General features: G+C 64.2%; 10 protein-coding genes. 5 read left to right on the top strand and 5 right to left on the bottom strand.

Annotated elements, in window-relative coordinates; genetic code table 11:
- Nucleotides 1–144: 144 nt before the first annotated feature.
- Nucleotides 145–2,181 (bottom strand): glycoside hydrolase family 3 protein, encoded by a 2,037-nt coding sequence (locus tag VZC39_RS09505; RefSeq protein WP_434667954.1) that lies wholly within the window; start codon nt 2,179–2,181, stop codon nt 145–147.
- 230 nt (nt 2,182–2,411) lie between these two features.
- Between VZC39_RS09505 and VZC39_RS09500 the strand changes: the two genes are divergently transcribed.
- Nucleotides 2,412–3,422: a helix-turn-helix domain-containing protein gene (locus VZC39_RS09500; RefSeq protein WP_434667951.1), complete on the top strand. Its 1,011-nt coding sequence runs from the start codon at nt 2,412–2,414 to the stop codon at nt 3,420–3,422.
- Here the strand turns inward: VZC39_RS09500 and VZC39_RS09495 are convergent.
- The gene (locus VZC39_RS09495) at nt 3,402–4,325 is read right to left on the bottom strand and encodes a LysR family transcriptional regulator (RefSeq protein WP_434667948.1); all 924 of its coding nucleotides are present in this window, start codon (nt 4,323–4,325) and stop codon (nt 3,402–3,404) included. The genes VZC39_RS09500 and VZC39_RS09495 overlap by 21 nt on opposite strands.
- A gap of 125 nt (nt 4,326–4,450) precedes the next feature.
- Here VZC39_RS09495 and VZC39_RS09490 point away from each other — a divergent pair, with 125 nt between their 5' ends.
- A complete protein-coding gene (locus VZC39_RS09490) occupies nt 4,451–5,209 on the top strand; it encodes an SDR family NAD(P)-dependent oxidoreductase (RefSeq protein WP_434667945.1) in 759 nt (252 codons plus the stop codon).
- A gap of 90 nt (nt 5,210–5,299) precedes the next feature.
- Here the strand turns inward: VZC39_RS09490 and VZC39_RS09485 are convergent, their stop codons facing one another.
- Nucleotides 5,300–6,733: a glycoside hydrolase family 1 protein gene (locus tag VZC39_RS09485; protein ID WP_434667942.1), complete on the bottom strand. Its 1,434-nt coding sequence runs from the start codon at nt 6,731–6,733 to the stop codon at nt 5,300–5,302.
- 147 nt (nt 6,734–6,880) lie between these two features.
- Here VZC39_RS09485 and VZC39_RS09480 point away from each other — a divergent pair, with 147 nt between their 5' ends.
- The 3 genes from VZC39_RS09480 to VZC39_RS09470 all read left to right on the top strand — a co-directional run bounded on the left by VZC39_RS09480 (nt 6,881) and on the right by VZC39_RS09470 (nt 10,786).
- Nucleotides 6,881–7,765, top strand: a complete 885-nt coding sequence (locus VZC39_RS09480; RefSeq protein WP_434667939.1) for a LysR family transcriptional regulator — start codon at nt 6,881–6,883, stop codon at nt 7,763–7,765.
- 176 nt (nt 7,766–7,941) lie between these two features.
- Complete coding sequence (locus tag VZC39_RS09475; RefSeq protein ID WP_434667936.1) at nt 7,942–8,997, top strand: NAD(P)-dependent alcohol dehydrogenase; 1,056 nt, start codon at nt 7,942–7,944, stop codon at nt 8,995–8,997.
- A 214-nt stretch (nt 8,998–9,211) separates the two neighbouring features.
- Nucleotides 9,212–10,786: a sensor domain-containing diguanylate cyclase gene (locus VZC39_RS09470; protein ID WP_434667933.1), complete on the top strand. Its 1,575-nt coding sequence runs from the start codon at nt 9,212–9,214 to the stop codon at nt 10,784–10,786.
- Between the two features lie 169 nt (nt 10,787–10,955).
- Here the strand turns inward: VZC39_RS09470 and VZC39_RS09465 are convergent, their stop codons facing one another.
- Nucleotides 10,956–13,253: an FdhF/YdeP family oxidoreductase gene (locus VZC39_RS09465; RefSeq protein ID WP_434667930.1), complete on the bottom strand. Its 2,298-nt coding sequence runs from the start codon at nt 13,251–13,253 to the stop codon at nt 10,956–10,958.
- A complete protein-coding gene (gene fdhD / locus VZC39_RS09460) occupies nt 13,237–14,013 on the bottom strand; it encodes a formate dehydrogenase accessory sulfurtransferase FdhD (protein WP_434667927.1) in 777 nt (258 codons plus the stop codon). The genes VZC39_RS09465 and fdhD overlap by 17 nt, the downstream gene beginning before the upstream one ends.
- Nucleotides 14,014–14,033 lie beyond the last annotated feature (20 nt).

Genomic DNA, 14,033 nt, shown 5'->3' with positions numbered 1-14,033 from the left:
GCGTGATGAGAGGGTGTCGCCGCTCGCACCCAACCGGGAGTGCGGCGCTCCTCTTGCCGCTATCTCCCCCTTCTTCGGGGTGCCAATCATTCACAATGAACGAGGCGCCCGCAGGCGCCCCGTGTCGTTGTGCCAAGGCGATGATCAATAATCGAGACCGGCGCCGTAGGCAAAGAGGGGATCCTGGGAGTCGCTCGCCACGTCAGAGTCCTGAGCCAGCACCGCCTGCCAGCTGGAGGGAAGCTCGAAGGGCAGCTTGCCGCGGGCCTTGGCCTTGCCGCTCATCACATCGAACAGCGCCTGATCCAGTGCCCCGAAGTTAGCCAGCAGCACCTGGGCCGCCGGCGCCACCTCGGTCAGGATGGCGGGTCTGTCCAGATAGACCGACAGCACCAGGGGCACCCCGGCTTGCTGGATGGCCTGGATCTCCGCCAGTTCATCGCTGCCGTGATAGCTGCCCTCGTGAGCCGTCTCCTGCACCACCTGATCTGCACTGGCAAAGCCAAGCTGACCGAAGTGGATGGTGCCGAACGGGAAGCGCGCATCTTGCTCACCCGGGGTGTTGACCCGGGCGATGGCCAGATCCGCCTGCGCCAGATCCGTCACCACCGTGTAGCCATTGGCCTTGGCCACCTCGGCATTGACCTGGTAGAGGTAGACCCGTTTGCCCTCGGGCTGCATGGGCAGCATTGAACCCTCATTCTTCAGCAGCACATGGGCCGCGGCCTGGGCGGCCTGGGCCTCTTGCTGGAACTCGGCCTTGCCCACCAGGGCGACGGCGGCCGTGGTATCCACATAGGGATCCTCAAACAGCCCCAGCTCGAATTTCTGCTCCAGGATGCGGCGGGCGGCGGTGGAGAGCTGCGCCTCGCTCACCAGCCCGGCTTGCACCGCTTCCAACAGTGGCGCCGGATCCTCCACCCCGCCGAATTGATCCACCCCGGCGGTGATCGCCTTGGCGTAGCGCTGGGCCTGGGTCAACTTCTCCACCCCCCAGGACATGCCAAAGGGTACCGTCCAGGGGCTGACTCCAGCGCTCAGCTCCGCCTGGCTCAACCCTTCCTCGCAGCGGCTGTTGCAGTCATTGACGATGCCCCAGTCGCTCAGCACCACTCCTTCAAAGCCGAAATGGCCGCGTAAGAGATCGGTGAGGATCTGGCGATTGAAGCCAAAGCCCACCTCCTCGATGGCCTGGCCCTCATAGGTCAGCCCCTGTGGCAGGGCGTAATAGGGCATGACGGCCCCGACCTTGGCCTCGAATGCCCCCTCGAAGGGCACCAGGTGATAGGCAAAGTTGTTGCCCGGGTAGACCTGCTCCTTGCCCCAGGGGTTGTGGGCATCCAGCCCATCCTTCTGGGGGCCGGCGCCGGCAAAATGCTTGACCACGGTGACCACGCTCTCCTTGCCGATCCCGCCATCCCCCTGCTGGAAGCCTTCGATGTAAGCCTTGACCAGGGACTTGGCGGCCCGGTTGTTCTCGCCAAAGGTGCCATTGATACGGCCCCAACGCGGCTCGGTGGCGAGATCCGCCTGGGGAGATAGGGCCTCCTGGATGCCCACCGCCCTGTACTCCTGGCGGGCGATGTCGGCGAAGCGGCGCACCAGCTCGGCATCGCCGATGGCAGCGAAGCCCAGCGTCTCCGGCCATTGGGAGAAGGCTCCGGCGGCGATGCTGGTGGCCTTGGGATCGTTGGTGAAGTGGTTGCGGGGATCCGTGCTGACGGTCATGGGAATGCCGAGCCCCACCCCTTCCAGCAACGCCTGGATCTGGTTGTTGTCCTCGGCGATGGCCGCAGGATCGCCCGCCATCCGGGTGATGAAGGTGTTGACTCCATCGGTCTTGAGCATCTTGTCCATGGCGGTGAGATTGATGCGCCCTTCCCCATCGAGCACCAGGGTGCCGTGCATCATCAGCCCCGCCTTCTGAGCCAAGGTGAGGCGACCCACCAGATCCTCTGCCCGTTCGGCGGCGCCGAGGCGCCAGTCTTCATAGGGGGTCAGGTTGCCGCTGCCATCCAGATCCTTGAACTGCAAACCATCCTGTTCGATCAGGCTGGCGGTGCGATGGCCCAGGGTGGGCTGCACGGGCTTGGGGGTGGAGTCGTTGTCATTGCACCCGGCCAGCAGCAGGGCGCCGATGGTCAGGGCGAGCGGGGTCATCGCGAGACGGTGGGTTTTCATTATTGTTCTCTTCCTTGTGTGTGTAGGTCCGGCCACTCTAGGCAAAACGGACCCGCCTCACTTGCCATTCGGGTGCAGGAAGTTGACGGTTGGGAGCAGATGTCAAAATTGTGAAAAGGGTTGCAGGATTACTTTTAGTTACAAAGTTGAAACATTAAGAGGAAGCTGGCTCACAACAATTTTTCGCGACTGGCCGATGATGATGGGCCCTCGTCGACAAGGATTTCGCCGTGAAAACCGTCTCAAACCGGATCGCCCTGCACTGCCTCAACCACTGGCAGCGGCAGGGACGGGATCCGGATCAACTGCTGCAGGGTGCCGGCATCGCCAGGGAGGAGCTGATCCTCCCCCATGGCCGCATCGATGCGCCGCGCCACTTCCGGCTACTGGCCCAGGTCGCCCCCCACATGGATCTGGCGCGCAACTGGGCGCCCCCCTCCCTCACCGGGCTCTTCACCGATTATCTGCCGCTGGCGAGCCTCTGCTGCAACGCTGCCAGCTGGCGTCAGGCGCTGCATTTTTTCACCGCCTTTCGCCCCCTCATCGGCGAGTGCGACCGGATCACCTTGCAGGAGGGGGATGAACTCGCGCTGATCAGCTACCACTCGGAGTCCGATCATCCTGACGTCGTCGCCATGAGCAGCCTGGCCAACCTGTGTCATCTCTACGCCCTGCTCCAGTTCTACCACCCGGGGGCCGGCCAGCTGATGCTGCCGACACCGGTGCGACCCAGGTTGTGGCGTGAGCTGGCGGCCTGGCTGGGAGGACGATTGCGGCTCGGGGATGGTTATCGGCTCTGCTTCCCCGTCCAGCTGCTGGATCAGGCCTATGGAAACCACAACGCCCCCCTGCAACCCCTGCTGCTGGAAGAGCTGGATACCCAGATGCAGCGGCTGCGCCCCAGCCCCCACTACAAGGAGCGGGTGCTCGGCCTCATCCGCCATCAGCTGTGGCAGCAGGAGGCGGATCCGCGCACCTTGCTCGTCTGCATCTGCGAGGCCCTGCGGTTGACCCGCTGGACCCTGCACCGCCACCTGCGTGAAGAAGGCTGCCACTTTTCGGCCCTGCTGGAGCAAGTGCGCCGGGAGGAGGCCTGCCGCCTGTTGCAAGACCCCAGCCTGCAACTGCAGGAGGTGGGGGGGCGGCTCGGCTTCGCCAGCCAGAGCAGCTTCACCCGCTTCTTCAAGGAGGCATTCGCCCTGTCCCCGAGCCAGTACCGCTCAAGGCGCAGCCGGGCCTGACGCTTCGCCAAGGGCATCCGTCAACAGCGCTCCCAGCCAGTGGATGAAGGTCTGCACCCTGGGGGCAAGATGGCGGCGATGGGCATAGAGGGCGTGGATGGGCAGGGGCGGCGCCTGCCAGGCGGGCAGGATGATCACCAGCTCGCCGCTCGCCAGCAGCGGCTCCACCCCGACTCGCGGTATCTGTATGATGCCAAGTCCCGCCTGGGCCGCCGCCAGATAGGACTCGCTGTCGTTCACCGAGAGACTGGCTCTCATGGGCAGTGTGGCGGGGCGTTCATCCTCCCCGAGGTATTCAAACCCGGGCTCGCCGCGCCCCTGGCCCGAACCGTAATGGATCAGCCGATGCTGACCGAGATCGGCGAGACTCTGCGGCACCCCGTGGGCGGCCAGGTAGCCCGCGCTGGCACAGTTGATCTGGCGATAGTGACCCAGGGGCCGTGCCACCAGGCTGGAGGGCTCGAGCGTGCCGACCCGCACGACACAGTCGAACCCTTCCCGCACCAGATCCACCCGCCTGTCCGTGCTGCTCAGCATCAGTTGCAGAGCGGGGTGGGCGGCCAGAAAGGCCGGCAGCGCCGGGATCACCAGGTGGCGGGCCATCCGGCTCGGCATGTCCACCCGCAACTGGCCCGCGATCTGCCCCGTCTGCCGGAACAGGCCGTCAAACTCCTCCATGTCCGCCAGCAGATCCCGGCAGCGGGCGTAACAGAGCTGGCCGTCCGTGGTGAGCTGCACCCGCCGGGTAGTGCGCTGCAGCAGCCGGGTGCCCATGTGCTCCTCCAGTCGCCGGATGGCGGCGGAGAGGGTCGCCTTGGGGATCCCCAGCTGCTCGGCGCAGCGGCTGAAGCTCTCGAGTTCGGCGACCCGCACGAACATCCTCATTCCATCCAGTTGGTCCATGGCCATTGTTATCCAAATCGGAACAGTGCATTCATTATCGTCATCTTTATCCAGCATGAAAGCACCAATAGAGTGAAGGGGTCGGCTCGCCATGAGCCATTCATCGTTCAGACAGGAGCCATACCATGACCAGACCCATCGCCCTCATCACAGGTGCCAGCCGCGGCCTTGGCAGACACGGCGCCCTGGCCCTCGCCGCCAGGGGCGTCGATCTCATCATCACCTACCGCAGCCAGGCCGGGGAAGCGGCCGAGGTGGTCGCCAAGGCCGAGGCCCAGGGGGTCAAGGCCCGGGCGCTCGCGCTGGATGTGGCAGAGAGCGCCAGCTTCCCCGCCTTTGCGGACGCGGTGCGCCTGCTGCTGGCGCAAACCTGGCAGCGCGATCGCTTCGACTACCTGGTCAACAACGCCGGCATCGGCATCCATGCCAGCTTCGAGCAGACCACGGAGCAGCAGTTCGACACCCTGCTCAACATCCACTTGAAGGGGCCCTTCTTCCTGACCCAGACCCTGCTGCCCCTCCTCGCGGATGGTGGCCGCATCCTCAATGTCTCCACCGGTCTGACCCGCTTCGCCCTGCCGGGCTATGCCGCCTACGCGGCCATGAAGGGGGGCGTCGAAGTGCTGAGCCACTACCTTGCCAAGGAGCTGGGCCCGCGGGGCATTGCGGTCAATGTGCTGGCTCCCGGCGCCATCGAGACCGACTTTGGCGGCGGCGCCGTGCGTGACAATCCGGCTCTCAACGACTTCGTGGCGAGCCAGACGGCGCTCGGCCGGGTCGGCCAGCCCGACGACATCGGCGATGTCATCGCCGCCCTGCTCTCCACGGACAGCCGCTGGATCAACGCCCAGCGCATCGAGGCGTCCGGCGGCATGTTTATCTAGGCGGTGCGAAGTCATCCTCTGCCGATGCAAACGAAAAAGGCCCCCGCGGGGGCCTTTTCATCTGGAAGTGACATCCTGTTTGGCAAGGGCTCAGAGCGACTCGCCACCGCTGGCAATCACCGACTGATACCAGTGGAAGCTGTCCTTCTTGATGCGGCGCAGGGACCCGCCCTGCTCGTCCCTGTCCACGTAGACGAAGCCGTAGCGCTTCTGGTAGCCGTTGAGCCAGCTCAGGATGTCGGTGAAGGACCAGGCGCAGTAGCCGAGCAGTTCGACCCCGTCCTGCAGCGCCTCCTGGCAAGCCTTCAGGTGGCTCTGCAGATAGGCGATGCGGTAGTCGTCGTGCACCTTGTCCCCCGCCGCCAGCTTGTCGAATTCACCCAGACCGTTCTCGGTGATCATCAGCGGCAGGCCGTAGCGGGACGAGAGGCGACGCAGGGCGATGCGCATCCCGGTGGGATCGATGGCCCAGTCCCAGTTGCTGGTCTCGAGGTGCGGGTTCGGGGTGGTCTTGTAGAGTCCCGGCACGCCGCTGGAGGGAGTGGTGCCCTTCTGCCCCGTGGTGTTGATGCGCTGCATGGTCTGGCCACCGATGGGATTGTCGGTGAAGGTCAGGGTGTAGTAGTAGTTCACCCCGATGTAATCCGGCGTGCCCTCGCGCAAGAGTTCCAGATCCCCCGGCAGGATCTCGGGAGCCTCGCCCGCCTCCCTCAGGTAGGCGAGCGCCGCCTGGGGATAGCGGCCGAAGCAGTAGGCGTCCAGCCACCAGAGGTTGGTGAACTCTTCCGCGTTTTCGAACGCCAGCATGTCGCTCGGGGCGCAGGAAGCGGGATAGGCAGGGGAATAGGCGAAGCTCGGGCCGATGAGGCCACCCGGCACGTGCTGGCGGAACGCCTTGATGACCCGCGCGTTGGCCAGGAATGCCACGTGGTTGGCGGCGAAGAAACGCTTCCTGTCCTGCACGGCGGGCGGATGAGTCCCCAGCTGGTAGGCATTGGTCAGGTTATAATTCTGCTCGTTGAGTGAAACCCAATATTTTACCTTGCCGGAGAAGCGCTGATAGAGGGTGACGCAGTAGTGCTCGAAGTCATCGATGATGCGTCTGTCTTCCCAGCCGCCGTATTCGTCCTGCAGCGCCTGGGGCAGATCCCAGTGATAGAGGGTCAGCACCGGTTCGATGCCGTGCGCCAGCAGGCTGTCGATCAGCCTGTCGTAGAAGGCGAGTCCCGCCTCGTTCACCGCACCGCGGCCGGTCGGGAAGATGCGCGGCCAGCTCACCGAGAAGCGATAGGCCTTGAGCCCCATCTCGGCCATCAGCGCCACGTCTTCTTCGACGCGATGGTAGTGATCCACCGCCACGTCGCCGTTGCTGCCCTGGAACGTCTTGCCCGGCAGCTTGGTGAAGCTGTCCCACACCGAGGGGCCCTTGCCATCGGCATCCCAGGCTCCTTCCACCTGATAGGCGGCGGAGGCGGCGCCCCAGAGGAAATCGGCCGGGAACCCTTTGTACTTGGCATGATGCATCTGGTCTGTCTCCTTCTGCTTGAACGAGTGAGTGCCGCACTGCCTGGGCACCCCGAATGAATTGGCATCAGCATCGAACAGATCTAGAATTCCGTCCAATGACATTTTTGACCACTCAAGATTCCGTATAGGAATGATGGAGCCGCGATGGAACTGAGGGATCTGAAGGCCTTCGTCACCCTGGGGGAAGTGCTGCACTTTGGCCAGGCGGCAGCCCGCCAGCACATCACCCAATCCGCCCTGAGCAAGCAGATCAAACGGCTGGAGGCCCAGTGGGGAGGCGAGTTGTTCGAGCGCAGCGCCAGCAGCACCCGGCTGACCGGGCTCGGTCGCGCCCTCTACCCGGATGCCTGCGCCCTCATCGCCCAGAGTGAACAGCTCGATCGCACCGCCCGCGATGTGCTGGCGGGCAACGGCGGCACCCTGCGCATCGGCTTCGGGGTCGCCACCAAGCTGCTGGTGCCCGCCGCCATCGCGCGTTTTCGCGCCGAGCGCCCCAAGGTCAATATCGAGCTCAACGATCTCTCCACCCACCACCAGTTGCTGGCGCTGGCGGAGGGGCGCCTCGATCTCGGCTTCTGCCGTCTGCCCGCCCCCAAAGGCTGGCACTTTCTGCCGGTGGTTCGCGCCCATTTCATCGCCATCCTGCCCGCGAGTTACACCGGGATAACGACACTCGCGGATCTGGTGGACAAGCCGCTGGCCGTATTGCGCCGGGACAAGGCCCCCTCCTTTCACGATCAGTTCGTCCATTATCTGGCCCAGAGCGGGCTGCGTTTTCGCGATATCCAGTATGTGAACGACTTCGCCGCCGGGATCGCCACCGCGGCAGCGGGCATCGCCTGGACCCTGGTCCCCTCCTCCACCACCATCGAGCACCCGGACGTCATCTCCCTGCCCCTCACCGCGCCCGAGGCAAGCTGGATCATCGGCCTGATCCGCCCGCCTGGTGGCGACAATCCTCTCATCGACGCCTTCTGGCAGACGGTGGCTGCCCTGCGAGAGCCGGATCTCGCGCCCCTGACGGCCTAGTAACCCGGGTCGATCACCGCGTGCACTGTCCTTGTCTGCCGGATTATATTGACTCCTCCCTTGAGGGAACTTGCCTTCGGGTCAACACTCCATGGGCACCGCGGGCGGCACGGGCAACTCGCCCTGGCCACCGCCTCTTCCAACGGGCATCAGGCCCTGCAACAAGCGAGAGCACCATGACGATGAGAGTACTCGGTTACGCCGCCCAGTCGGCTCAGGCGCCTTTGGCCCCCTTCCATGTCGAACGCCGGGATCCCCGTGCCGATGATGTGGTGATCGAGACCCAGTATTGCGGCGTCTGCCACTCGGATCTGCACAACGCCCGCAACGACTGGGGCAACAGCCACTATCCCCTGGTCCCTGGTCACGAGATCATCGGCCGGGTCAGCCAGGTCGGCAGCGCCGTGACCCGCTTCAAGCCCGGGGACAGAGTGGGGGTCGGCTGCATGGTCGACTCCTGCCAGCACTGCGCCCCCTGCGAGCGAGGGCTGGAGCAGTTTTGCGACGAGTTTCCCACTCTCACCTACAACGGCGTCGACAGGCAGGACAAACGTCCCACCTTCGGCGGCTATTCGCAGCAGATCGTCACCCGCGACAAGTTCGTGCTGCACATCCCGGACGGGCTGGACCTGGCAGGAGCCGCGCCCCTGCTCTGCGCCGGCATCACCACCTGGTCCCCGCTGCGGCACTGGCAGGCGGGGCCTGGCAAGCAGGTCGCCGTCGTCGGTCTCGGCGGGCTCGGCCACATGGCCCTGAAGCTCGCCAACGCGCTGGGGGCCGAGGTGACCCTGTTTACCCGCTCCCCCGGGAAGGAGGAGGACGCCTACCGGCTCGGAGCCCACCGGGTGGTCCTCTCCAGCGATGACGCCCAGATGGCCGCGGCCAGGGGGACGTTCGATCTCATCATCGACACCGTTCCCTATGTGCACGATCTCAACCCCTATCTGCCGACCCTGGCCATCGACGGCACCCTGGTGCTGGTGGGCTATCTTGGGGATCTCAACCCCCTGCTCAGCACGGTTCCCCTGGTCATGGGTCGCAAGTCGGTGGCGGGATCCCTCATCGGCGGCATCAAGGAGACCCAGGAGATGCTGGATTTCTGCGGCCAGCACGGCATCACCTCGGACGTGGAGACCATCGCCATCCAGGCGATCAATGACGCCTACGAGCGCATGCTCAACAGCGACGTCAAGTATCGCTTCGTCATCGACATGGCCTCCCTCAAGGGCTGAGGAGCCGCTCGGGGGTGAATCAGTTCACCCCCTTTTTGTCTCGTGGGTCCGTCACATCGGCGCCTTTTGCCCGCGGGACGCGGGCTGCAGGCCCCATCCTTGTCAGGAAGCGGCGTCCTCCACCCAATATGAAGTAGCTTTTGCGCCGCCAACCCCTTTAAACTTGCGCCATGGACCCCGGCGACTCGCTGTTTGACAAGGACTCCCTCTCCCCATGCAACCTCACTGGCTGCTGAAGTTTGATCTGCATCGTCTCATCCTGGCCCTGGCGGTATTGGGTGTTCTCGCAACCTTTGGCAATAGTTTCTACGCCATCTATCAGGCCCAGCGACAGCTGTTGATCGCCAATACCCTGGAATCCAACCGCGTCTATGCGACCAAGCTGGCGACCTCGGCCGACAACATGCTCAAGTCGGCACAGGGGCAGCTGGCCTACAGCGCCCAGCTGCTGGCACCACTGCTGCAAGCCAACGACGATGAGGCCCTGGATATCGAGGTGGAGCGCCTGCGCCAGCAGACCAGTACCTTCAACTCCGTGGTGATCGTCAATCCCGAGGGGGTCATCGTCGCGGTCTCTCCCGAGACGCTGCAGGTGAAGGGCGCCAAGCTCAGATCCCCGACGGCGCTGAAGGCCATCGAGAGCCAGCAGCCGCAGATCACGGATCCCTTCGTCTCCCTGACCGGCAACTATCTCATCAGCCTCTCCTACCCGGTGTTTTCCGCCGACAATGTCTACCTGGGCTATGTCGCCGGCACCATCTATCTGCAGTCCACCAGCGTGCTCTCCAACCTGCTGGGTCAGCACTACTACCAGGATGGCTCCTACCTCTACGTGGTGGATCGGGAGAAGACCCTGATCTACCACCCGGATCCGGCCAGGATCGGCCAGAAGATCACCGGCAACCGGGTCGTGAATAGCGTTCTCGGGGGCAGCACCGGCACTCAGGAGGTGGTCGATTCCCGTGGCGTCGATATGCTGAGCGGCTTTGCCCCCGTCTCCAGCACGGGCTGGGGCGTGGTGGCTCAGCGGCCCCGCAACGCCACCCTGGCGGGGCTGAACGATCAGATGTCAGGGGTGTTGATGCAGATGGTGCCCACCACGGCCCTCATCCTCTTCATCATCTGGCTCTCGGCCACCTTCATCTCCCGCCCCCTGCGCCAGTTGGCCAATCGGGCCAGCCTGATGGATCAGCAAGGGGCCTTCTCCCATATCTCCGGCATCCGCGCCTGGTACTTCGAGGCGGCCCAGCTGAAACAGGCCATTCTCAAGGGGCTCGGCTTGCTCAATACCAAGATCGACAAGCTGCACAATGACAGCCACACCGATCCCATGACCGGCCTGTTCAACCGGCGGGCCATCCAGCGGCTGCTGGATGAATATCTGATGGATCCCAAGCCCCTGTGCGTCATCGCCCTCGATATCGATCACTTCAAGAAGATCAACGACGGCTTCGGCCACGATGTCGGGGATGAGGTGATCATTGCCCTGGCCGCCCTGATGCAGCAGGAGGTCAGATCCGATGCGGCACTCTGCCGCAGTGGCGGTGAGGAGTTCCTGCTGCTGCTGCCAAGCGTCACCCTGGCCCAGGCCCAGGGCGTCGCCGAGCGGCTGCGGCTGAAGGTCGCCAGCCATGAGATGCCGACGGCGGGGAGCATCACCATCTCCCTTGGCGTCGCCCATTGGCCCGGCCACGGCAACCACGATCTGGATGCCGTGCTCAAGCAGGCCGATCAGGCCCTCTATGAAGCCAAACACCGGGGCCGCAACTGCGTGGTGATCGCCGAGTGAACGGACAATGGCAATGAATGGCAGCGATATGTATCGCCCCTTCACCGTTTTATGGTGATAGACACAACAAGATTGCCACCCGATAGCATAAAAACCATATGGAGCACGCCACAGGCAGATAAAAAAAGCCCCCGACCATGTGTCGGGGGCACTGTTTTGCCGGTGTCGCTTACTGGTTGACGGCCAGCCGGGTGCGCGATGCCTCGCTCGGGGTGACCAGCACGGGGATGGACTTGGAGGTGGGGGTGAAGGAGCCCTCCCCGATGCTGTCGATGGCGACCAGGGGGTTGGTCTCCGGGTAGTAGGCGGCGATGTTGCCCCGCGGGATCTCGTAGAAGATCACGCTAAAACCGCTCACCTTGCGCTCGCGGCCATCGTTGCAGATGGCGCTCATGTCCACCGACTGCTCCTCGGCGAGCCCCAGCATGCGGGCATCCTCCTCGTTCATGAACACCACGTTGCGTCGCCCCTTGATGCCGCGATAGCGATCGTCCATGCCATAAATCGTGGTGTTGTACTGATCGTGGGAGCGCAGGCTCTGCAGCAGCAGGACCGGCTCCCCCACCATCTGCTCGGCGTGACGGGTGCACTCCGGCAGGATGGAGTCCGGCAACCGGCTAGCCCGAAACTCGGCGCGTCCGCTCGGAGTATTCCAGCGCAATAGGGCGGCGCTGTTGTCCAGGTGGAAGCCACAGGGTTCCTCGATGCGGCGGTTGAAGTCATCGAATCCGGCGATGGTCTGGGCGATCAGATCCCGCAGCGCGGCGTAATCATCCCGCAGGGCGAGCCAGTCCAGCTGCTCGCTGCCCAGGGTGGCCTCGGCCATGCGCGCGACGATGTCGATCTCGGACAGGCAGAGGGGGGAGACCGGCTCGTTCATGCCGGTGGAGGCGTGCACCATGCTGAAGGTGTCCTCCACCGTGATCTTCTGGATGCCGGCCCGCTGCACATCCAGCTCGGTGCGACCGAGGCAGGGCAGGATCAGCGCGTCTTGCGTGACCATCAGATGGCTGCGGTTGAGCTTGGTGCTGATCTGCACGTTGAGCTCACTCCGGCGCAGCGCCTCGTAGGTGAAATCCGTGTCCGGCGCGGCGGCGGCCAGGTTGCCACCCAGACACACCAGCATCTTGCTCTTGCCGGCGTGCAGGGCCTTGAGCGCCTCATAGACGTTGTGGCCCGGCGTGCGCTTGAGCCCCACCGGGAAGCGGCGCTCCAGCCGATCGATGAAGGCCGCGTTGGGTTTTTCGTTGATCCCCATGGTGCGGTTGCCCTGCACGTTGCTGTGGCCGCGCACCGGGCACAGACCCGCCCCCGGCTTGCCGAGCTGGCCGCACATCAGGTGCAGGTTGACTATCTCGCGAATGGTATCGACCGAGTGCTTGTGCTGGGTGATCCCCATGGCCCAGCAGCTGATCACGCTCTCGCTTCTGGCGAAGATCATGGCCGCCTGGGTGATCTCGTCGCGACCAAGTCCTGACTGGGCCTCGATCTGTGACCAATCGGTGGCCTTCACCTCGGCCACATAGTGATCAAAGTTCGCCGTGTGCTGCTCGATAAAGGCGAGATCGAGGCGCCCGCCTTCCTCTTCCAGCACGTATTTGGCCATGCCGCGGATGGCCGCCATGTCGCCGCCAAGCTTGGGGGTGAGGTATTGATGGCTGATGCGGGTGGCGGCCGGTGTCAGCAGCTCCGCCGGGCTCTGGGGGCTGGCAAAACGCTCTAACGCCACCTCTTTCAAGTTGTTGAAGGAGACAATCTGGCAGCCCTGACGCGCCGCCTGGCGCAGGGCGTTCATCATGCGCGGGTGGTTGGTGCCCGGGTTCTGGCCAAAGACGAAGATGGCCTTGGCGGCGTCGAAGTCCTCCAGCACCACTGTGCCCTTGCCTACCCCGACGGACTGAATGAGCCCCACCCCGCTCGCCTCGTGACACATGTTGGAGCAATCGGGGAAGTTGTTGGTGCCATAGAGGCGGCCAAACAGCTGATAGAGATAGGAGGCCTCGTTGCTGGCGCGGCCCGAGGTGTAGAACTCCACCTCGTCCGGGCTCGAGAGGCCCTTGAGTTTGTCTGCGATGATCCTAAATGCCTCGTCCCAGCTCACCGGCTCGTAGTGATCGCTGGCCGGGTTGTAGCGCAGGGGGTCGGTCAGCCGCCCCTGATACTCCAGCCAGTAGTCGCTCTGGGTGGCGAGGCGGCGCACCGAATGTTCAGCGAAGAAGTCCGCCCCCACCGTCTTGCCGGTGGACTCCCAGGCCACCGCCTTGGCGCCGTTCTCGCAGAACTGGAAGGCCCCCTGCTTGTTGTCTCCCCAGGCGCAGCCCGGGCAGTCGAAGCCATCGGTCTGGTTGACCCGCAGCAGATTCTTGATGTTCTGGCGGGTCTTCTGGCTGCGCAGCACCTGTCTGAAGGTGGACTGCAGGGAGGAAAAACCGCCGGCCTTCGCCGGTTTCTCAATATGGCTGGACATTGCGTTCTCCGATCTGATCCCAGGCGGTGTAGTAGACAGGCGCGTCGGATCTGGGCACGTGGATAAGGTTCAGGTGGTACTTCAAGGCCAGTCGCACGGCGAGCTGGCTGGGTGAGGCAAGGCTGATGAGGTGCGCGGCACCATATTGCACCGCCTTGTGAATGAGTTCGCTGCCGCAGCGGCTGGTGATGACCAGGGTGTCGCTGCGCGCGGGTTGGCGCAGCTGCATGCCGATGAGCTTGTCCAGCGCATTGTGGCGGCCGATGTCTTCCCGGCAGGCCAGGATCTCCCCCTCGCCCCCGAGCGCCAGCGCGGCATGCAGCGCCCCGCTCTGGCGAGCCTTGTTCTGCCAGGGAATGATGCGCTCACGCAGGTCGAGCAGGCGATCGGCCGCAGGGGGCATGCTGGGGGACAAGGGAGCCAAGGCAGGCAGCGCATGTTCGATGGCCTCCACCCCGCAGATGCCGCAACCGCTCACCCCGGTGAGACGGCGCTTGCGACGGCTCAGCTCGGCGAGACAGCGATTGGCGATGGTGACATCCAGCACCATGCCCTGCTCCGAGGGGATAAGTTGCATATCATGCACATCATGATTGCCTCTGATGATCCCCTCCCCATAGAGAAAACCGATGGCGAAGTCGTCGAGATCATCCGGGGTCGCCATCATGACGGCATGGCTGATGCCATTGATGTTGATGGCGATGGCGGCCTCTTCCACCAGTTCATCCATCCTGGGCAACCACGAGTTGTGAAGGTCCATGCGAAGCGCTTATAAAATGT

This window comes from Aeromonas sp. NJAU223 (assembly GCF_051125555.1).
GTDB lineage: Bacteria > Pseudomonadota > Gammaproteobacteria > Enterobacterales > Aeromonadaceae > Aeromonas > Aeromonas veronii_G.
Note: the sequence above shows the minus strand (reverse complement) of the source record. Positions and strands in the feature narration are given on the sequence as shown.